Here is a 20,785-nt window from a genome sequence, read left to right as displayed (position 1 = left end):
CTCAGCGGGCCCCGGACGCTGCCGGGGCGTCCGGCGGAGGCTCGTGGCCACGCAGGGCGATGGCAGGCAGGGACGCGTTGAGGGTCCCCACGTCGAGGAAGCCATGGAACCCCTCGTCCAGCGCCGGGAGCATCCGGATGGAGGGAGCCCCCTCCGCCCGCGCCGCGACGCGGGGGCCGGGCGTGATGCCCATGACGTCGCAGTGGAGCGAGCCGTCCGGCTCGAGGTCACAGCCCCACCGCCGGCCCTGCGCATAGCCCAGCTCCAGGATTCGCAGGCCCGGGTCCGTCTCCGCGAGGTGCCGGGACATGGGGACGAAGTTCTCGTTCCAGGCCGCCTCCGCGACGAGCCGCGTGTGCGCGTTGCCGGCGAGCACCAGGAGGACGTCATTGGGGCGCACGGCGCGCCGGTTCAGCACCGCGCGGGCCATCCGCGCATCACGGGTGCTGCCGTGGGCCATGTCCGTGTCGAAGGCCACCACGGCCACGGTGCTGCCCCTGGCGCGCAGGGCCCGGACGCGGTCGATGAGGTCCATGACGGCCCGGCTTCCGCGCCCGTCCTGCTGCGCCTTGCGCCAGAAGTCCCCCGACAGCAGCGCATCCTGGTCCGGCGGCGCGCCGGGGCTCGCCACGTAGGCGTCGATGCGCTCCTGCTCGGTGGAGGGGATGGAGAGCGCCAGCGTGACGGACAGGCCGGCCTCGGTGGCCTCGCACACCAGGTCACCCACGGCCGCCGGGGCCTCCCGGGTGCCGAGCTGCTCGCCGATGAGCACCGTCAGCCCGGCGCGCAGCAGCGGCTGGAAGCCGGCCACCTTCCGCTCGCACGTCTCGGGGGACGGGCGCCGCCAGCGCTTGAGGTAGAACGACGGGTCTCTCGCGAAGGCGTCGTCGCCCTTGATGCGCAAGGAGCCGGTGAGCGTCTCCAGCGAGGGCCGCGACTCCAGCCGCAGCATGAGGTCCCGCTCCAGCTTCAAGTCGCGGGTGCCCTTCACCGGCCCATCCAGCTCCACCCAGGGCGCGGGCTCCTCGCGCTGCGCGAGCTGCACGGGCTGCCCCATCCGCCGGAAGCTCTGCTCCACCTCCGTCTGGAGCATGTGGTTCCAGATGAGGTTGTGGTTCGCGTCGGTCTTGATTTCCGCGTCGTTGCTGAAGGCCACCCGCGACATCCGGAAGATGCGCACGACGGACTGGCGCGGCGCGAGGGGCTCGCCCACCACGAGGTAGCGCACGTGGTCCCCGTCGCTCCGCCACTTGCGCCCCTCGGTCAGCTCCGCGGACCGCCACTGCGTGAGCAGGAAGTTGCGGTTCTCCATCGGGTGCAGCGTCCACCCGTTCTGCTTCATGAGCTCCGTGGCCTCGGCCAGCGCCCGGTCCACCGGCAGCATGTAGATGTGCTCGAAACGAGGGGTCGCCAGCTCTGCCTCCTCGCGCTGCGCGGCGTCGGCGTCGGACGGACGCGTGCCCCGGGCACAGCCCGTCGCGAGCAGCAGGAGACACGTCAGCACACGGCGCATGGGCGCGACTTCCTTCTTCCAGCGGAGACCCTGAGAACGTCCGGAGCCGGGGAGGATACCGGAACGCCTCCGCCCGCCGCTTGCCTGGCCCCTGGAGGCCCATGCGGAACCCCAGGACTCAACAGAAATGCATGGGCCCCACCACGCTCAGGCGGCAGGGTTCTTCGGCGTGTCCGTGGCCGCTTCGGCCTGGGGCTGCTCGGAAGGCGTCGCCTGCGATGCGGCCTCGCGCTGCTCCAGGCGCTCCCCGCCCTGCTCCGCGGCGCGGAGGAACTCGTCGTACTCGGACTTGCGCTCCTGGGCCTTGGCCTGGGCCTTCACGGTCTGCTGCGCCGCCGCGGCGCGGCCCAGCTTCACGGCGCGGGCGCTGAGGACGATGCCCACGGCGAAGGCCGCCAGGTTCAGCACCGACATCAGCCCGCCCAGCCACAGGCCGTCCGCGCCGCTCTGCACGAAGTTGAGCGCCAGGACGAACACCGCGCCGGAGGTGGCCGAGCCCGCCGCCGTGCTCCACGGCTTGAGCTCCATCACCCGCGCCGCGCCGTAGCAGAGCAGCGGCAGCACCCCGAGCACCCAGAGGTTCTCCAGCAGCACCGCCATCAGCACCCGCATGAACCCGAGTGGCAGCGTCTGCACCCGCGCGCTCAGCCGCATCGCCAGCGACACGCTCAGCACCGAGCCTCCGACGAGCGCCAGGAAGCCCAGTCCCACGATGAACTGGAAGCGGCGGACGCGGACGCGCAGCGGTTCGAGGACACTCGTCTTGGGGCTCACGGCCGGCAGCCTACTCCAATTCAGCCCTCGTCCTCGTCCACGTCCGGTGCGCCCCCCGGCGTGCGAGGGGGCGGGCCGTCCCCGTAGAAGACCTCCTCCAGCACCAGCCCCTGCGGCGGCGCGGTGGGCCCGGCCAGCTTCCGGTTGCGCGAGGCCAGCACCTCGGCCACCCACGCCTCCGGCCGGCGCCCCTTCCCCACCTCCACCAGCGTCCCCGCCAGGTTGCGCACCATGTGCTTGAGGAACGCCGTGCCCTCCACCACGAAGGCCATCGCGTCCCCGGCCTCGCCCTCCACCGCCACTCGCCGCAGCTCGCGCACCGCGTGCTTCGCCTGGCAGTCCGCGGCCCGGAAGGCGGAGAAGTCATGCCGGCCCAGCAGGTGCGTCGCGGCCCGCCGCATGGCCTCCACGTCCAGGGGGGCAAAGACTTCCCAGTGCGTCAGCCGGCGCAGCGGCGAGCGCGTGCGGCGGTTGCTCAGCCGGTACCGGTAGCGCTTGCCCCGGGACCAGCGGCGCGGGTCGAAGTCCGCCGGCACCTCCACGGCCTGCACCACCGCCACGTCGTCCGGCAGCAGGCTGTTGAGGCCCATGACGTACGCCTTCATGGGCAGCACCCGATGCGTGTCGAAGCAGGCCACCTGCCCGGTGGCGTGGACGCCCGAGTCCGTGCGCCCCGCGCACTCCAGGGACACCTGCTCGCCCAGCAGCCGGGCCAGCCCGTCCTCCAGCGTCGCCTGCAGCGACGGGCCGTTGGGCTGCACCTGCCAGCCCACGTAGCGCGTCCCGTCGTATTCGAGCGTCAGCTTCAGCCGGGGCATGTCAGCGGTACTTCAGCCAGGACTCGAGCAGCTCCGACACCAGCCGCCCCATGGGGACGTCGTTGCGGCGGGCCACGGCCTCCAGCGCCTCGTAGGCGGCCGGGCTGAGCGGCACCGCCAGCATGCGCGGCTCGGTGCGCTCGTCGCTCGCGGCGGCCGGGGTGGCGGGGGCCGGCGCGGGCGAGCCCTTCTCGGTGTCGAGCGCGGCCACCACCTCCGCCAGCTCCAGCGCCTCCTCGGAGGTGGGCGCGGAGGCGGCGCGCGTCGCCATGCGGCGCTGCTCCGCCTGCAGCTCCTCCTCGAAGAGCTGCTTGATGAAGTTGGACAGGTGCAGGGCCGTGGGGGTGAACTCGTACGCGTCCAGGAAGGCGTCCAGGTCCTTCTGCATCTGCGCGGCCGTCTGGTAGCGCTTGTCCCTGTCTCGCTCCAGCGCCTTCATCAGGATGGCTTCCAGCCGCTCGGGCAGGTCCTCCCGGAAGTACGAGGGTGCGTAGATCTTCCCCTCGGTGATGCTGCGCATCACCGCCACCTCGGACTCACCGGTGAAGAGCTTGAAGCCGGTGAGCCACTCGTAGAGGACGACGCCCAGGGAGAAGATGTCGCTGCGGCAGTCCAGCGGGCTGCCCAGGCACTGCTCCGGGCTCATGTAGCTGAGCTTGCCCTTGATTTCGCCGGTGCGCGTCTGGCCCACCTGGTTGGCGGCCTTGGCGATGCCGAAGTCGAGAATCTTCACCGAGCCGTCGAAGGCGACGACGACGTTCTCCGGCGACACGTCCCGGTGGACGATGTTGAGCGGGTTTCCGTAGAGGTCCACCTTGGTGTGCGCGTGGTGCAGGCCCGCGCAGACACACGAGGCAATCTTCACCGCGTACACCAGGGGGAAGGGAATCCCGAGCGCCTCCGCCTTGGGCACCACCCGACGCATGTCGCGCCCGGCCACGTACTCCATGGCGATGAAGTGGCTCTCCGCAATCTTCCCCAGGTCGTGGATCTGCACCACGTTGGGGTGGTTGAGCTGCGCGGCGAGCCGGGCCTCGTTGAGGAACATCTTCACGAAGGCCGCGTGCTTGGACAGGTGCGGGCGGATGCGCTTGATGACGACCGGTGACTCGCGGCCATCTTCGCCCTGCTGGTGCGCGAGGAAGATTTCCGCCATCCCCCCCACGGCGATGCGGTCGATGAGCCGGTACTTGCCGAATTCTCGTTGCTGCTGCTGTGCGGCGGGAGGCATGCGGTCCAAACCTACCCCTGCCGGGCCCTGGTGCGCTAACGAAGTTCGACCACGTGCACCTTGAGGGGCGGCTCGTGGCCCGACGGTGGCGGGAAGTCGAGCGGAGAGGGGCCGAGCGAGCCCACCGCCTTCCCCTTCCGGCCCGCGAGCGCGACGCCCTCGGCCACCATGGTCTCGAAGCGACGGGCGGGCAGGCCCGCGTGGTTGCAGCAGGCGACCAGCCGACCCCCAGGGGCCACCACCCGGGCGGCCGCCTCGGCCAGCTTCGCGTAGTCGCGCGCGGCGGAGAAGCGCGCGGCGCGGGTGGTGGAGAAGGACGGCGGGTCGGAGATGACGACGTCGAACGTCTCGCCCTTCTTCGCCAGGCGCTTGAGCCAGTCGAACACGTCCCCGGCCACGTAGTCGTAGCGGTCCACGGGCTGGCCGTTGAGGCGCGCGTTCTCCTCGCCCCACTCCAGCACGCGGCGGCTGGCATCCAGGTTGAGCGCCCGCTTCGCGCCGCCCGCGGTGGCCACCACGCCGAAGGCACAGGTGTACGCGAAGAGGTTGAGCACGGTGAGGCCGCGCACCTGGTCCAGGAGCCACGCGCGCGTGTCCCGCATGTCCAGGTACAGGCCCACCGACAGGCCCTGGGCAGGGCGGATGAGGAAGGACAGCCCGTTCTCCAGCGCGGTGAGCGACTCCACCGGCTCGCCCCGGGCGGGGACCTCGGGCGCGAGCGACTCCTTGGCCACGTTGGCCAGCACGCGCGCCTCCCGGGGGCGGCGCTTGAGGTAGACGCTGCGGGGGGCCCACGCGGCCACCGCGGCGTCGAGGAGCGCTTCCTCCTCCGCGGGGGTGAGGTCGCGGTAGAGGCTGATGACGTACAGGTCGCCGAAGGCGTCCGCCGTCACCTCGGGCACGCCGTCCGCCTCGCCGTTGAGGACGCGCAGGGCGGTGGTGCGGGCGTCGGTCAGCAGCGGCCCGCGCTGCTCGCGCGAGGCGCGCAGGGTATCCACCAGGGAGGAACCCATGACGCCCTCAGCTGCCCAGCCGGGCGCGCGTCCAGACGCGGTGGAGCGCGTCCGTGGCGGCGCGGGCCAGCTCCACGTAGTCGTGGCCCAGCAACTGGCCCTCGCGCACGCAGACGCGGCCGTTGACGATGGTCCACGACACCGGCGAGCGCGCCATCTGCCCGAGCAGGTGCGGCGAGTAGCCCGTCTCCGGGTCCGCCGGGGGCACGGAGTCGTAGACGACGAGGTCCGCGATGCTCCCCTCCTCCACGTTGCCCGAGGGGAGGTCGAACAGCCGGGTGCACAGCTCCGCCGGGCCGTTGATGAGCAGGTGAGCCAGGGTGCCGTCCACGTCCGGCAGGCGTCCCGCGCGGGAGATGCGCAGCACGCCCTCCATGGCGGCGTTCAGCTCATCCTGGGGGGTGCCGTGACCGCCGGTGCCCAGGCCTAGCAGCTGGACGCGGGACACCACCGCCTCCAGCGGGTCCACGCCCCGCTCCAGGGTACGGGCGTCGCGAGGGGCGAGCGCGACGAAGGTGCCGCTGTCATTGAGACGGCTGGCCTCGGCGCTGTCCAGGGCGCGGGCGTAGCCGGCGATGGCGCGGGGGCCGAGCAGCCCGAGCGCATCCAGCCGGGGCACCACGCGCTGACCGTGCCGGGAGTACGTGGTGGCGAGGTCGTCCTCGCTCTCCGCGAGGTGGAAGACGGTGGGGGCGTCCAGCTCGCGGCTCAGCCGGGAGACGCGGGTGAGCAGGGCGTGGTCACAGGTGAAGGACGCATGGAAGCCGATGGCGCCGCGCACGAGCGGGTGCTCGCGGTGGCGGCGGGTGAAGTCCGCGTTGGCGTCCAGCCACGTCTCTGCCTGAGGGGCGCCGTCCAGGCTGTGGGTGGCGTGGCTGGTGACCATCCGGAGGCCCACGTCCTGCGCCGCGCGCGCCTGGGCGGAAAGCCCTCCGGCCACGTCGAGGCACGACAGATGCTCCACCACCATGCTGACGCCGTCGCGCAGGGCCCGGGCGGCGGCGAAGCGGGTGAGAGCCTCCACGTCCTCGTTGGACAGGAGCCGGGCCACCCGCAGCGACCGCTCCAGCCGCTCGCGCTGCGGCATCAGCAGGAAGTAGCCGGTGGCGGGCAGCAGCTGCCCGTTGACCATGTGGGAGTGACAGTCCACGAGTCCGGGAGCGACGAGCCGGCCCCGGCAGGCGACTTCCCAGTCCCCTGGGAGCACGGGCACCTGGGTGTCAGGTGCTACCCGGCGGATGACGTTCTCCTCCACCACCACGGCCATGCCGGTGCGGACCCGTCCATCCGCGCGGAACACGGCGCAGTTCTTCAACAGCAGGCGGCCTTCCATGAACGGGAAGGTTCTAGCACGGCTCGGGATGGAATGTGGGCATCCAGAATACCCTCCGAGAAAGGTCCGCGCGACGAACCAGCCAACACAGACGATTCCGGGCCGACGAAGGGGACGGCTTCTTTGAGTCAGCCCTACTTCCCGATGAGGGCTGCGGGCTCCATGCCACGCACCGGCTCCGGCCCGGCGAGCGGCAACTCTGGCGGAGACAGGGGCACTGTATCAGGACTGCCAGGGCCACTCCGCCCCCCTCTAACGGACGCAGTCAAGCTGCAGAAATCCCCCCGTCGCGCTGAAGCATCCGGAGGAGGACCCGGCGTGGGTCCTCACCGGCCGGGCTGGATGGCATCGGCTGGGCGAGGAGCCTCCGGACACTTGCTCGAACTCCCGCAGCAGTCTGGCCCGGTCTCGCCCTCGGCACAGACAACCCGTAGGGAATCAAAGAAGAGACTCGCTTCCGGGAATGGGTCGCCCTCAAGCGAGACCGCCTGGAGGAAGACGACGTTCCTTCCAAGAGCGATGTGCCGGTTCACAATCCGGCTGCCGATCTCTACGGGCGAGGACTGCCACCCTAGCCAGCGGCCTTCCAGGCGAGAGGGCTCGCCGAACGCGCCCTCGCGCAGTTGGAACACCTCCCGCATCGTGTTCAGGCATTGCGCACCGGAGAGACATCCTGGAAGGATGCCTTCATACCAGTAGAAGCTCAGCGACCGTGAGCTGGGGCCATACCAGCCACACGCCACCTTCGCCGCGTTGGGGTCCTTCTGTGGCGCCATCCTCCTGCATGGCGTCGCGTCCATCGACTGATTCGTTCGTGCCTGCGTGAACGAGCGCGCCGGAGCCAGGACGCTAATGCCTTGTACTGGCTCAATGCGATCCAGCTCCATCGGCTCGGGCCAGCGCGCCCCCTCTGGTCGCGCCACCGGACGGGCCGCGCAACCTGCCACGAGCAGCCCACACGCGAGCAGAGTCGGCACGATTCGGCCTGAAGATATTCCTCTGTTGCTCAAGGAAGGACCGATTCCCAGTTAGGAGTTCCCATGGGGCTAGTCGTCTGATCGAGCATATGAAAGACAGCCCCCTGGGCATTCATGAGATAAAAATCGAGGCCGGGCACTTTCTTGGACGTACCTTTATCCCCTGGCGAGAACGCCGGATTGCATTCGGCCGGGTGCGTGTGACAGAAGGCCTGTGTCCCCGTCGCAATGAGTACTTTGCCTCCATCACACTTGTTCTGCTTTCCTGCCGGCCGTGGTATCTCGAACGGCTCCGAGTAGGCGAATTTTCCCCGGGACATGAAGATATAGAAAGCGACCTCGTAGTTACTCAGCATGAATTTCTCCCGGACGTATCTGAATCCCGCCACGGCCGCGTCAAACTCCGTATTGAACCTATACTCGAACGGCGCCAAGCCATTCACATCCACCAGCCACACTGGATTGCTCATGGCATAGGCATACACAGGCAACACAGTGGGCCCCGATGAGATCCGTGGCTCCGGCTGCAGATACCTACCAATACTGGGGTCATAGTACCGGTTCCAGTTCTCGAACAGGTCCGTCTCCGCGTCGTGGTACTGGCCCGGAAAGCGCAGCGGAGTCCAGAAGGGCTGAGCGCCCGATTGGTAACGCTGGTACTCGTACCCATCCACGACCGCCCCTTGATACGCCGGGCCACCAGCGGGCCCCGACGAGAACCTGACGGACACATTGCTTGCCGACGGAGTCACCCAGGGCGTCGTAACGCGTCCCCTGCGTGCACCGGATTGTTGGTCGAGCGTCGTTCCCGAGCTCGCATCCACTAGCCGGATGAAGTCCACCCCAGCCTCGGAGTCCACCAGGTGGTAGCGCGCACGGAGGCGGACGACGACGGAGCTGTTCTCCTTCGGCTGCGAGAACGTCGCCAGCGTGGTCGTCGTCGCGTCGGGATACGGGTGCGCCGTCTCCACGACCTGCGAGACGCGGTTAACGTGGCCGAAGGGGTCATGGTCCGCCGCAGCCGTCACGCGCCGGGAGCCATCCAACATCAGCACCGGCTTGCCGATGTGGTCCGTCACCGGGAAGTAGACGCCACACGCCGCAGGCTCTCCGTCTCGCGAGCAGTCGCCCGTGCTGTCGGGCTGTCTCACCCACGCACTGCTGAACTTCGCCCGGACCAGGGCCACGGGCCGCCCCCCCAGCCAGACATAGTCGTCCGTGGTGTAATGCCCCACTGGCACCGTGAAGGCATTGCTTCCCCGGTCGGTCAGGAGGTGACTGGCGATGTCGTGGAAGAACTCATCCGTCGTCCCGCCCGGATGGGACTTCAGTCGCCGCCGTCCCATCGCATCGTAAAAGTAGTTGTAGAAGACGCCGTTGACGTTGACGGAGCGGAACACGCTCTCGGTTGCAACCCCGGTCGTCTGCCCATACTCGAAGCCCAGGGTGTAGACAGGTGTCCCGCTCATCCCGGCAGCCCAGCGCTTCTGGGTCACCCGGCCGTCCGCATCGTGACTGAGCGCATAGCGGAAGAGACTGCCCGCAGCAGTCGAGCCCCACCCGGACAGCCGGTCCACGGCCGGGGATGCGGCCAGATCGACGTCATGGACGAAGCCGTCCTCGGACAATCCCGTGCGGTTGCCACGGCCGTCATAGCCGTAGCTGCGACTCGCGAACGCGCCTCCCGTCGCCGCGAAGTTCCCCGTCGGGCGGCCCGCCGCCTTCAGCCGCAAGGTCCGGTCGTACTCGAAGGTCTCGATGCGTGGCGTCGTAGCCCCCAGGAGGCAGGTGTCGAGCCGGGCTACCTGGTCTCCCGCCCACGTATAGGTGCGCTTGTAGATGTCGCCACTGCTGGTACCGGGAGAGAAGCTTCCGGTCGACACCCGCAGGGCCCTCAACCTGCCGGTGAGGTCGCTGCCAGCCATGCTGGGAGCCGCCGTGGGACAGGCGGAAGGCGCCTGGGAGGCGTTGTCCCCCAGCAGGTACTCGACCGCGCTGCTGGTCGCCGAGGCCGGATGATTCAGTCGGTATCCGCGCAGGCCGCCGAAAGGCTCCCAGGCAATGCCTTCGATGAGCCGGGTGTCCGCGAAGCCAGACGAGTTCCACAGCCTCACGTCGATGGCCTGGACCCTATCCAGGTTCGCACCTGTTCCATACGCATAGGTCACGACCCGTCCGTGAGGATAAATCACAGAGGCCAGATTGCCATTGGCCGTATACGTGTAGAACGTGTGGGGACGGTCAGCGAGGCCCGCGACGGAGCAACTGGTCTGCCCTTCACGCAGGCGAATCTCCCCCGCGACGCGCCCGTGCGTGTCGTACTGGTACCAGGTCCGCCCGAACGAGTCGTGCCGGTAGCGAAGGCGCCCCGCCGTGCGTGCCGGCTGCGGGCAGGTGGCAGGTGGCGTGCTGGTGGCATCCCCGGGGTCGTTCACGTCATACGACAGGACGTACAGGTTCTCCTGTCCGGCCTGCGGTGACGTGTAGTGGCGCTTCGCGCGAAGAAGGCGTCCCTGCATGTCGTACTCGTACGAGACCCGCTCGCCTCGGGCCCGCATCTCGGGCGTCTCCTTCAGAAGCATGCGGCCCAGCGCATCGTACACATAGCGGGTCACCCCGGCGCCGCCCGCCCCATCGCTGCTGTGCGGCAGCTTCACGGAGACGAGGTTGCCAAAGTCGTCATGCACATACTCCGTGGCAGGCGTGCTCGCCGAGCAACTCGCGCAGTCGCTCGTCCCCGTCGTCGCCGCACAGCCCTGACGCACGGACGTCACGTTGCTCTGGGCGTCATAGGTGAAGCAGGTACGCTGGCTGCTCCCATCGGCTGGAAACTCATCGACCTTCGCCAGCCGATCCAGGCGGTCGTAGGCCAGTGCGGTGCACAGCGCCGAGCCGGGCTGTCCCGACGAGTCCGGCCCGCCACAGACGTCCGGTGGGCCGTTGTACGGGAAACCGATGCCCGTCAGGTTGCCCTCCGCGTCGAACAGCCGCGACGCCTTCACCGGAGAAGGCAGGTTCCCCAGTCCCTGGAAGGTGGGCCTGCGGCGGGCATCCGCGCTGAACGTCATCACCCGCCGTGCCTCGGCAGTGCTCCCGTTCCACTTCAGGAAGGTGGCGGACTTCACCGTCTCGTCCGGCCAGTAGGAGTATTCGACCTTCTCGGACCAGCTCGCACCGTTCGCATCCGCCGCCTTTGCCCTCCACTGCAGCAGATACGTCGGTGCGCCACCCGTGCACCCCTGGCCCGCGGTGGTCCCCGTGCGGTAGCAGAACACGTCGTGGTTGCCCTGAGGATGCTGGATGGCCTTCAGCCGTCCCTGGTCGTAGGAGAACAGGGTCGTCGTGGACGCCGCCCCCTCCACGATGGATTGCCGCGCCAGCTGGTCCTGGTTGTACACGCGCTCGGTGATGACGCCATTCGCGTCCTGCACGCGGGTCGCGTTCCCAAAGGCGTCGTACTCCAGGTACTGGGTTTCGAGGGACGCGCCAACCCCACAGCCCGATGGATGCATCGACTGCTTCTTCAGGCGATTGCGCCGGTGCCCCGTCTCCGCTTGAGACCAGTATTCATACTTCGTCACCGGGAAGGGCGCGGTGGTGGGGCAGCCAGTGATGCTGGCGACGTTGGTCGTGGTTGCATCCACCAAGCAGGGACCATGGGTTTCGAGCACCCGCCCCTGAGCATCTTCTGCGCCCGTTCCGCCACATTGAGGGGCTCGGAGATGAAACACGCCGATACGACGCTTCTGCACGCTCCAGGCCCCGTTGCTGTCACGCACCTGCGTCCACCCGGTGTGGAACGTGGCCTTCAACCGGTTGGTCGTCGAATCATAGACGTACTGGGTCCGGGCGTTGGGGTCTGCCGTGCCCGAAGGAGCCAGGACACTGGCGGTCTCCTGTCGCTCCACGAGCTGCTCGTACGCGGGCAGTGAACGCGACGTGCTCCCGTAGGTATAACCAAACCGGACCTCAGCCAAGCTACCAGTGCCGCTCGAATCCAGAGCGCCCGCGCGCACCTGCGTCAGCAGCTTCAGCTGCTTGACGGGAACACCCTGCGCCTCGGGCACACCGGCATCAGGGACATGATGCACATAGCTCTCCCAAGAACCTCGCATGTCCTTGTGTGCCTTGGTCATGGCTGGAGCGACGGAGCTGTCCAAGCCCGGGCATTCATATTCCCAGGTCTCGGTGCCGGGAACGATGCCAGGGCAGGAGGTCCCGTCACAGCGTTGCTCGTATGAAGTGAGGCGCCAGCTCTCGTGCGAATAGAAGGCCGCGGCCGAAGTGAACCGGGAGGTCAGCGTCGTCTGTCCCGTCTGCCCGGTTCCCAGGCTTGCCCTGGAGTCGGCGAACTCACGCGTGGGCACGCTCCCGCCCATGGCGATAGAGCAGGCATCCTTGGTTCCAGGCCGAGAGCTCAGTACGTCCTCGATGGCGAAGTCATGCCCCTCCGCCTCGTCGCGCTTCGGATCTTCGCTGCTGTAATAGTAGGTATGCCGGCTCTTCAGGGCGCCCCCTTCACGCGCCTCCATGACGTCGTTCGGGCTGTTTCCCAGGGGGTAGGTGTATTCGAAGCTCCGGCCTGTCTGGGGATGGTCCACGCGCGCCAACTCGTTGCCCCCGGACGCGTACTGATATTGGACCAGGGTCCGCTCGGCGGTGCCGCCATCCGCCGTGGCTTCGACGTTGACGTGGTCAAGGACGCACTCCGTCCGCCCCCGCGTATTCTCGAGTCGCCGGTAGTAGAAGTGGAGCTTCGTCCCATCCCGGTCCGTCACCGTCCTCAGGTATGGCACGCCTGGGGTGGAGCCTGCCGCACCGCTCGGGCAGAGGGGGTCGGGCGCTGTGCCGCCATCCGTGGAAGGCTGTGCATACTCCAACGTCGCGCGAGGTACTTCCACCTGCCCGGGAGATACGTAGGCGGTGTCCTCGATGCGGCCCAGGAAGTAATGCCTGGCACCGGAACCGTCACCATGGACATACACCGCATCGTAGGTGTAGCGCCCGCTTCCTTCACGGTAGTACACGAACTTCTCGGGCCACCCGCCGTCCGCCTTGTCCTGCCAGAGGCGATCACGGCTGCCCGCGGCATTGCCATTGACGTACCACTTGCCGGCCACTGCCGGCTGATTGCTCCACTGGAGGCTGTTCCGGAACCCATCCACATCCCGGACTTCCACCTCGGCACTGGTGGGCGAGTCCTTTCGCACCGAGCTGTAGAAGTTGTGCCACCAGTTGAGACTTCCACCATTCCTGTGCTCGCCAAAAGGCCTTGGCACGTAATTCGTGTGGGTGCTGGGCAGGAAGCCCTGCGGAAAGTGCGAGTATCCGTACGAGCGCGCGGGAGTCACATACATCCGGATGAACGGAAGACTTCCCTGGCTCAGTGGGATTTCAAAGTCCGTCTCCCGTATATAGGTATAGCCGTCCGCGATGTTGACGGGATCACCAAAGAACTGAGGCCCGGCGCCCGCGCTGGGTGGAGGCGGCGGCGCGCCACCTCCACTGGGGGGAGGACTGCTAGGAGGCGGTGGACCGCCTCCGGAAGGAGGCGCTCCCCCTCCCCCACCCGGGTTTCCCTGGGAGCCGTCACAACGCGGAAGGACGTCCGCAGGGCAGAACTGAGCCTGCGCCGTCACCGGGCCGACCAGCACCAGGATGCTCACGGCCTGAAAAATCCATCTCATGGCACATCTCCGAAAGCAAAGATGCGGGTCACGGTCGAACCGGAAAGCCTCATGACGGCGTTCTCATCCTGGAAGAACAGCTCTCTTGCATCAGCGCCATACTGGGCGCGAGCCCGCCCGTCCTCTACGAGCTGGAACCTGTGCAGGACGCGCGCCGGCCGCTTGAGTGATGTCCACTCCTTGAGCAGGACTTGTGGACCGACCCGCGAAACGAAGACCAGCCGCCGACCATCAGGTGAGAATGACGGTTCATTCAGCTCTTCGGAGGCAAGAACCTCCGGCTGCACGACTCCGTTCTTCATCAGCCGCAAGCTCTTCTGCGTGACGCTGCAGAGGGTATGGACATAGACGAGCTCGCCATCCGGCCGGAATGACGGGCTGAGGTGACATCCCTGCTCGTTGCTCAGCGCCGTCAACTCGAGACCGTCGAGTCGTACACGGTAGAGCTGCGCGTTGGCTTTTGGCTGATGACGCCCCGGCGGGCCACCCATTCTGGGATGATGGGCGAAGTAGACCCACTTCCCGTCGGGACTGATGGCGGGATCCGCGTGGAACCCCTCCTCGGCCCCGATACGGACAGGACGCCCTCCCGTTCGCCAGTCCCAGCGATACAGAAGGTCATTCCGAGCAGCCTCGTCATGAGCGGTAAAGACGACATGCTGACCATTGGTCGAGATGGCCAGCGTCCGCGCTCGGTAGGGGGCAGGGAGGCGGAGCCGCTCTGGCTTTCTGGAGTGGACTTCCAACACCACCCAGCCATCCGCCCCGCCAAATGCAAGGTAACGTTCGCCTGAAACAGGAGCCGCCGACAGCAGTGCGAGAACGAGAGCGCCTGCGATCACTGGCTTCCCCCAGGCATCCTGGCAGCGCGAGGAGTCCAGTCAGCAGGAGGGATACAGAACGAGGCCCCCGGTCCCGGATGTACCGCGCCACACCGCCAGCTGTCAGGGCAGGCGGCGTCTTCCTCACATGCCTTGGAGCAGATGAACCCTTCGCCAGGGTCGGGCTTCGTATGAAGACATACTCCCGACAGACAGTCCGACTGCCCTGCCCCGGTACACGCTTCACCTACCTGCTTCGTACGCTCCGCGGCCCGCGCCTGGCGGTGCTCCCCGAAGACTTGCCCCACGGGCGCGCTCGGCTCCCCTGGCGACGGAGGCTCGTTGCAACCTGACGCCATGAGCATCACAAGCAATCCCAGCGGCACTACGTATCGAGAGCCCATGCCCACTCCTGACGAGGAACGGCGTCCTGCATCGAATGTCAGTAACTGGACTGTTGGAAATCCACAAGACACAACTCAACCCGCCACTCGATTGCATGAAGTTCGTATGCGATTTCAATTTTCCATGAGGCATTCCTGCTCCGCCACGCCGCAGCTCCAGTCGCGGTGTCGCTGAGGGCGGCCGGTACGGCACTGAAGCCCGCCCGTGGGTCCAGACCGACTGGAAGGAGCCGACACGAGGGGTGCAGTCAGGGGACGCGCGGAACGCGGCTGGAAGAGACGGGCGAGGCTCTGTCATGGTTCCGAGCACGCATGGACGCGCCCGCCCGACTTCCGATTCCACCCGTGAGCCTGCTCTTCCGGCTGCTCGTCTTCCTGGGCTCGTTCCTGCTGTTCCAGGTGGAGCTCATCGTCGCGCGCCTGCTGCTGCCCGAGTACGGGAGCAGCGCGGCGGTGTGGACGACGTGCATGATGTTCTACCAGGGCGTCCTGCTCCTCGGTTACCTGTACGCGAGCCGGCTCTCGCCGCTCGTACTGGCCGGGCGCTACCGCTGGGCCCACCTGGCCTTCGTGCTGCTCCCAGCGGTGACGTTCCCCTTCCACTTGCGGAGCGTGGAGCTGCACCCCATCGGGGCCATCCTGGTGACGCTGGCGCTGTCGCTCGGCTGGCCCTTCCTGGCCCTGTCCACCACGAGCCTCGTGGCGCAGGCGTGGCTGACCCGCACGGACCACCCGTCCCGGAGCGACCCGGCCTTCCTCTACGGCACGTCCAACGCCGGCGCGCTGCTGGCGATGCTGACCTTCCCCTTCCTCGTGGAGCCGGCGCTCGACACGACCACCCAGCTCACCGTCTGGTACACGGCCTATGCCGCCTTCGTGCTGCTCACCGCCCTGTGCATCCGGACCGTGCGGCCCGCGGAGGCGGCTGCCGCCACGTCCCCTCCCATGGTGGACGCCGGCGTTCCCACGTCCGCGACCCGGGCGGCCGGGGCCTCGCGGCTCGCCTGGCTCCTGCTCGCCGCGGGCGCAAATGCCTTGCTGATGGCGGTGACCAACGTCCTGACGCTGGACGCGTCCATGCCGCTGCTGTGGATCGTCCCGCTCACGCTGTATCTGCTCACGCTCATCATCTGCTTCGCGCGCAAGCCGCTGACGGCAACCGGCCTCAATCGCCTGTGCATCGCGGGGCTCCTGGTCGCGGGAGGGGCGGCGGTCGCCGCGCTGGCGCGAGTGCAGTCGGTGCTGCCCTCGCTCGCGCTCCACGGCTCGGTGTTGTGGGTGGGCTGCCTGCTGCTGCACGCCAACCTCGCGCGCTGCCGGCCGGAAGAGCCGCGCCTGCTGGGCTCGTACTACCTCCACATGTCGGTGGGCGGCTGGCTGGGCACGGCGCTCATCGTCCTGGGCGTGCCGCTGCTGCTGGGCTCGCTGGCCATGGCGTACGTAGACTATGGCATCGCGGGGCTGCTCGTCCTCGCGGCGCTCGCCGCGCGGGATGCCGCCCTTCAAGCGCGAGGCGAGGCCCGGCACCGGCTCGCGCCGCTGATGGCGGGGGGCACGGCGGTGGTCATGGCCGGCATCCTGGCGCTCGCCGCGGTGAAGCTCCTGCACAGCCGGGTCGATGGCTCGCGGACGTTCTACGGGCTCTACACCGTGAAGGACGAGAACGGGCTGCGCCACTTCCAGCATGGCAGCACGGTCCATGGCATCGAGAGGCTGGATGCCGAGGCGCGGGGAGAGCCGCTCCTGTACTACCACCGGGGCTCGCCGGTGGGCCGGGTGCTCACCGCCGCTCCCCCGCTTCAGCGGGTCGGCGCCGTGGGGCTCGGCATCGGAAGCCTCGCCGCGTACGGCCGCGAGGGTGAGCGCTGGGACTTCTACGAGCTGGACCCGGAGGTGGAGCGGCTGGCGCGCAGCCACTTCACCCTGCTTTCGAGCAGCGCCGCCACGGTGCGGGTCATCACAGGTGACGCCCGGCTGCGGATGCAGGAGGCGGAGGACCAGGCGTACGACGTCATCATCCTGGACGCCTTCTCCAGCGACTTCGTCCCCACTCACCTCCTGACGCAGGAGGCGCTCGGCCTGTACCTGCGCAAGCTCCGGCCCGGGGGGCTCCTGCTCTTCCACATCTCCAGCCGGCTGTTCGACCTGGCCCCGGTCCTCACCCGGCTGGGAGCCTCGCTCGGCCTGCACTCCGCGCTCAGCGGGGACGAGGTACTGAGCGAGGAGGCGCTGGCCCGGGGCCAGTCCCCGAGCCGCTGGTTCGCCCTCACCACCAGCCCGGACCAGGCCCGCTGGCTGGAGGACCGGCTCGGGTGGACCCAGGTCCGGGCCACCGAGGACCTCCTGTCACGCAGGGTCTGGACGGATGACTATGTCAACCTCCTCCAGGCCCTGCGCTGACGCCGTCCCTCGGGAGGCCCGCCGAGCGGTCCTTGCTTAGCGCGGCGCGCGAAGCGCGATAGCCTGCGCCCCTCATGCGGATGCGGTCCCTCCTCCTCCCCGGGCCGGCGGCCCTCATCGCGTTGGTGCTCGCCGCGCGGCTGGGGATGTCGCCGCTCAAGAACTTCGACCTCTTCTTCCACCTCGCAGGGGGCCGTTTCGTCCTGGAGCATGGCTTCAGCCGCGTGGACCCCTTCAGCGTCACGGGCACCGCCGGCTGGGTTCCCCATGAGTGGGGCTTCGGGGTGCTGTGCGTGATGTTGCTGCGCTGGCTGGGCGCCGCCGGCCCCGCGCTGCTCGTCGCCGCGCTGGTCTCCGCCAACCTGCTGCTCTTGTGGAAGGCCCTGGGCCGCGCCGCGTCCGGCCACAGGGGGCTGCTCGCCCTGGCCGCCCTGGGCGCCATCCTCGTGGTGCACGCCCCCACCTGGCCCCAGGAGCGGCCCTACCACGTGGGCCACCTGCTCTTCACCGTCGCGGTGCTGTGCGTCCAGTCCTGGCGCGCTGGCAATGACCGCGTCCTCTGGGTCTTCCCCTTTCTGGGCGTGGCGTGGGCCAACCTGCACGGGAGCTGGCTGCTGGGGCCCGCCCTCCTCGGCTCCACCGCCGTGGGCGCCGCGCTGGACTCGCCGGGCCCCGAGTCCCGGCGCCGTGCCGTGCGCGCCCTCGCCTTCTGCGTGGCCGCCTTCCTCGGCGCGGGCCTGGGACCGGATGGGCCGAACATCTACCTCTATCCCCTGCACCACTCGCTGCTGCCCTCCACGCAGACCATCGTCGAGTGGCGGCCCATCGACCTGAACGCGGGCTCGAGCTGGGCCTACCTCGCGCTGGCGGGCGCCCCCCTGTTCGCCGTGGGCGCGGCGTCGAAGCGCAGCGTGGCCAGCCTCCTGCCCGCCGCCGTGCTGGGCGTGGCCGCCATCAAGGTGCAGCGCCATGCGCCCTTCGCCGCCGTGCTCCTGGCGCTCGTGCTGCTGGAGCATGCCGCCGCGGCCCGGACCGTCACCGGGACGCCGGGCCCCCTCCGGCGCTTCTGGAGCCGGCTCGACGACGCCGTGGCCCGCTGGAGCGCCGGGGCCCGGGGTGGCCTGTGGCCCGCGCTGTTGCTGGTCATGCTCACGGCGGTCCATGCCCTGCACCCGACGCCCGTCGAGCAGGGCGTGCGGCGCTCGACCATCCCCCTTACGGCGCTGGCCACGCTGCGCACGCTGCCGCCGGGCAAGGTGCTCAACGGGTTCGTCATCGGCGGGCCCATCTCGTACTTCGCCGGGCCGGACTACAAGGTCTTCATCGACAGCCGCAACGACCCGTTCCCCATGTCGGTCCACGAGGACCACGACAAGCTCCTGTGGGGCGAGCCCGGCTGGGAGGAGGTCCTCACGCGGTATGACCCGGACTACCTCCTCTGGGAGGAGGAGAACCCCGGCAACATCCTGCTCGACCGGCTCCGCGCGCGCGGCGGCTGGCGCGAGCTGAGCCGGGACAGCGGCTACGTGCTCTGGGTCCGCGAGCGCTCCCAGGCGACGGGCCGGCCATGAGCCTGGCAAGAACCCAGAGGACGCGGGTGCTCCTCACCTGCGCCGGCCTGCTGGCGATGCTCGCCTTCGTGTACAGCCCCGTGCTGCGAGGGCACCTGCTCGCGGGCCGGGACGTGTTCCGCATCTTCTTCCCGGACTCGGCCTTCCTGCTGGAGTCGCTGCGCGCGGGCGAAGTCCCGCTGTGGAACCCCTACCTGCGCCTGGGGCAGCCCTTCGCCGCCACGCTCTACTCGCAGGTGTACTACCCGCCGCGCTGGGTGGCGGTGCTGCTGGCCGGCCCCATCGCGTCGATGACGGTGCTGCACGTCGCGCACGTCGCGCTCGCGGCGGTGGGCGTGTTCCTCCTGGCCCGCCGGCTGCGCGCCTCGTGGCCCGCGTCGCTGGTGGCGGGCGCGATGTTCGGCCTGTCGCCGCTGATGACGGACCTGGGCATCCAGGAGAACGTCGTCGATGCGGCGGCCTGGAGCGGCTTCATCCTGGGCGCCGCGCATGACGTGGTGCACGCCCGGGGGCGGGCGCCCTGGGTCCGGCTGGCGGTGTACACCGCGCTGTCGCTCGTCGTGGGCTCGCCGGAGACGACGCTGTGGCAGGGGCTGCTCGCGGTGCTGGTCGCGGGGATGGGGCGGAGCGCGAACGTCCGGGCGCGCGGCACGGCGATGGTCCGCGTCGCGTCGGGGCTCGCGGTGGCGGCGGTGCTCGCGGCGGTGGCGTTGCTGCCCGCGGCGGAGTTCGCGCAGCACTCGGTGCGTTCGGGCGGCGACTGGTCCGGGCAGCTCGACTGGTCCATGTCCGGGCACCAGGTGCTGGCTGCCTTCTGGCCGCTCGCGGACCTGCCGCGCGGCCCGTACTGGGGCGGGGACCAGTGGTTCCTGCTCACCCTCTTCGTCGGCGCGCTGCCCTGCGCGCTCGCCGTCCTTGGGGGCATTGGCGGGCCCCGTCGCGCCAACCCCTTCGCGGTGGGCGCCCTGCTCCTCGTGTCGCTGAGCCTGGGGCGCCACTTCCCGCCGGCGGCGTGGTTCCTCCAGGAGGTGCCGCCCTTCTCCCTCTTCCGCTTCCCCGCGAAGTACTTCGTGGGCGCGGCCTTCTGCATCTCGGTGCTCTCCGCCTTCGGCCTGGACCTCGCGGGACGGCTCGCCCGACGCGTCACGCCCTCGCTCCGGCGCGCGGCGGTGGGCCTCGTGGGCGTGGGCGTGGCCATCGCCGCGTGCGGGCCGGTGGTCCGCAGCCTGCCCCTGCGCACCTACGCCGAGGCCGGCGCGCCCTGGGTGCCCTTCGTGCTCGGGCTGGCCGTTCTCGTAGTGCTCCTGATGCCCGCGTCCCTCGCGAGGCCCCGTCGCGTGAGACACGGGCTGGCGGCGCTCGTGGTGCTGGAGCTGGCGGGGGCGCACCTGCTGCTGAAGGTCCCCGACTACACGCTCGCCGAGACGTTCGTTCGTCCCTTCGCCCTGAGCCCCTTCTTCCCCTCCCCCTTCGAGGGCCGCATCAGCGCGGACATCGAGGGCCCGAAGGAACCGGAGAAGGACGGGGAGTCGAGGACGCTCGAGCACAGCCTGGACCGGCTCACCCCCAACCGCTTCGTGGAGGAGCGCCTGACGGCGCTGGAGGGCTACGGCGCTCCCGAGCCGCGCTTCTCCCCGTACTTCAATCTCGCCGGAGAGCGCAGCGTCTATGACCTGGCCGGCGTCACCCACTACGTGCGCCGGGGCCCGCCGCCCTTCGAGGACCTGGAGCTGCTGCACCGGGCCGACGACGGCACCACGCTGTCCCGCTCACGCACCGCCCTGCCCCGCGCCTTCCTCGTGCAGCAGGCCCGCCGGGTGACGGACCAGGAGGCCCTGGAGGCGGTGCTCGACGAGGACCAGCCCTTCCGGGATATCGCATTCCTCGCCTCCGGGGAGCCGCTGGACAGGCCCGAGTGCGAGGGCACCGTGCGCATCGTGAGCAGCGGAGCCCAGCACCTGGAGCTGGACGTGAGCGCCTGTGACGAGAGCTACCTCGTCGTCACGGACACGCACTACCCCGGCTGGCTCGCGACGGTGGACGGGAAGGAAGTCCCCCTCCACCGCGCGAACCTCGCAGTGCGCGCGGTGCGCGTCTCACCAAACGCCCACCGCGTGCGGTTCGACTACCGGCCCCTGAGCTTCCGCGTCGGCCTCGCCCTGTCCCTCTTCGGATGGGCGGGGCTCGCCGTGGTGGGGCTCATCGGCTTGCGCGGCCGCCGCCGCCGCGCCTGAGCGTGGCGA

Annotated in this window: 11 protein-coding genes; 3 read left to right on the top strand and 8 right to left on the bottom strand. The window is 69.3% G+C overall.

The features are described 5' to 3' along the window. Position 1 precedes the first annotated feature (1 nt). From LXT23_RS25535 to LXT23_RS25500, 8 genes are all read right to left on the bottom strand, one after another. Positions 2–1,513 (bottom strand): hypothetical protein, encoded by a 1,512-nt coding sequence (locus tag LXT23_RS25535; RefSeq protein WP_253982898.1) that lies wholly within the window; start codon positions 1,511–1,513, stop codon positions 2–4. 147 nt (positions 1,514–1,660) lie between these two features. Further along, on the bottom strand, positions 1,661–2,287 hold the full coding sequence (locus LXT23_RS25530; RefSeq protein WP_253982897.1) for a hypothetical protein: 627 nt from the start codon (positions 2,285–2,287) through the stop codon (positions 1,661–1,663). A 20-nt stretch (positions 2,288–2,307) separates the two neighbouring features. Then, positions 2,308–3,105 carry a tRNA pseudouridine(38-40) synthase TruA gene (truA, locus tag LXT23_RS25525; RefSeq protein WP_253982896.1) on the bottom strand — a complete coding sequence of 266 codons (798 nt, stop codon included), beginning with the start codon at positions 3,103–3,105 and terminating at the stop codon, positions 2,308–2,310. Position 3,106: 1 nt separating this feature from the next. Further along, positions 3,107–4,336: a serine/threonine protein kinase gene (locus LXT23_RS25520; protein ID WP_253982895.1), complete on the bottom strand. Its 1,230-nt coding sequence runs from the start codon at positions 4,334–4,336 to the stop codon at positions 3,107–3,109. Positions 4,337–4,371: 35 nt separating this feature from the next. Continuing rightward, positions 4,372–5,349 (bottom strand): class I SAM-dependent rRNA methyltransferase, encoded by a 978-nt coding sequence (locus tag LXT23_RS25515; protein WP_253982894.1) that lies wholly within the window; start codon positions 5,347–5,349, stop codon positions 4,372–4,374. 7 nt (positions 5,350–5,356) lie between these two features. Next, positions 5,357–6,682, bottom strand: a complete 1,326-nt coding sequence (locus LXT23_RS25510) for an amidohydrolase family protein (RefSeq protein WP_253982893.1) — start codon at positions 6,680–6,682, stop codon at positions 5,357–5,359. 1,006 nt (positions 6,683–7,688) lie between these two features. Further along, entirely contained in the window at positions 7,689–12,779 is a 5,091-nt protein-coding gene (locus tag LXT23_RS50410) for an RHS repeat-associated core domain-containing protein (protein ID WP_253982892.1), read from the bottom strand. 563 nt (positions 12,780–13,342) lie between these two features. Beyond that, a complete protein-coding gene (locus tag LXT23_RS25500) occupies positions 13,343–14,188 on the bottom strand; it encodes a TolB-like translocation protein (RefSeq protein WP_253982891.1) in 846 nt (281 codons plus the stop codon). Positions 14,189–14,916: 728 nt separating this feature from the next. On the opposite strand from LXT23_RS25500, the gene LXT23_RS25495 reads away from it, so the two are divergent. The 3 genes from LXT23_RS25495 to LXT23_RS25485 all read left to right on the top strand — a co-directional run bounded on the left by LXT23_RS25495 (position 14,917) and on the right by LXT23_RS25485 (position 20,776). Beyond that, positions 14,917–16,971 carry a fused MFS/spermidine synthase gene (locus LXT23_RS25495; RefSeq protein WP_253982890.1) on the top strand — a complete coding sequence of 685 codons (2,055 nt, stop codon included), beginning with the start codon at positions 14,917–14,919 and terminating at the stop codon, positions 16,969–16,971. A 74-nt stretch (positions 16,972–17,045) separates the two neighbouring features. Beyond that, complete coding sequence (locus LXT23_RS25490; RefSeq protein ID WP_253982889.1) at positions 17,046–18,542, top strand: hypothetical protein; 1,497 nt, start codon at positions 17,046–17,048, stop codon at positions 18,540–18,542. After that, the gene (locus tag LXT23_RS25485; protein ID WP_253982888.1) at positions 18,539–20,776 is read left to right on the top strand and encodes a YfhO family protein; all 2,238 of its coding nucleotides are present in this window, start codon (positions 18,539–18,541) and stop codon (positions 20,774–20,776) included. Before LXT23_RS25490 ends, LXT23_RS25485 begins: the two co-directional genes overlap by 4 nt. Positions 20,777–20,785 lie beyond the last annotated feature (9 nt).

Origin of the sequence: Pyxidicoccus xibeiensis, from assembly GCF_024198175.1 — a bacterium.
Lineage (GTDB): Bacteria > Myxococcota > Myxococcia > Myxococcales > Myxococcaceae > Myxococcus > Myxococcus xibeiensis.
The sequence above is the reverse complement of the archived record's forward strand: the minus strand, read 5'-3'. Positions and strand labels throughout refer to the sequence as shown.

Coding starts and splice junctions, on each gene's coding strand:
- LXT23_RS25485 (WP_253982888.1), top strand. CDS start 18,539: ATGAGCCTGGCAAGAACCCAGAGGACGCGGGTGCTCCTCACCTGCGCC.
- LXT23_RS25535 (WP_253982898.1), bottom strand. CDS start 1,513: ATGCGCCGTGTGCTGACGTGTCTCCTGCTGCTCGCGACGGGCTGTGCC.
- LXT23_RS25515 (WP_253982894.1), bottom strand. CDS start 5,349: ATGGGTTCCTCCCTGGTGGATACCCTGCGCGCCTCGCGCGAGCAGCGC.
- truA (WP_253982896.1), bottom strand. CDS start 3,105: ATGCCCCGGCTGAAGCTGACGCTCGAATACGACGGGACGCGCTACGTG.
- LXT23_RS25490 (WP_253982889.1), top strand. CDS start 17,046: ATGCGGATGCGGTCCCTCCTCCTCCCCGGGCCGGCGGCCCTCATCGCG.
- LXT23_RS25510 (WP_253982893.1), bottom strand. CDS start 6,682: ATGGAAGGCCGCCTGCTGTTGAAGAACTGCGCCGTGTTCCGCGCGGAT.
- LXT23_RS25520 (WP_253982895.1), bottom strand. CDS start 4,336: ATGCCTCCCGCCGCACAGCAGCAGCAACGAGAATTCGGCAAGTACCGG.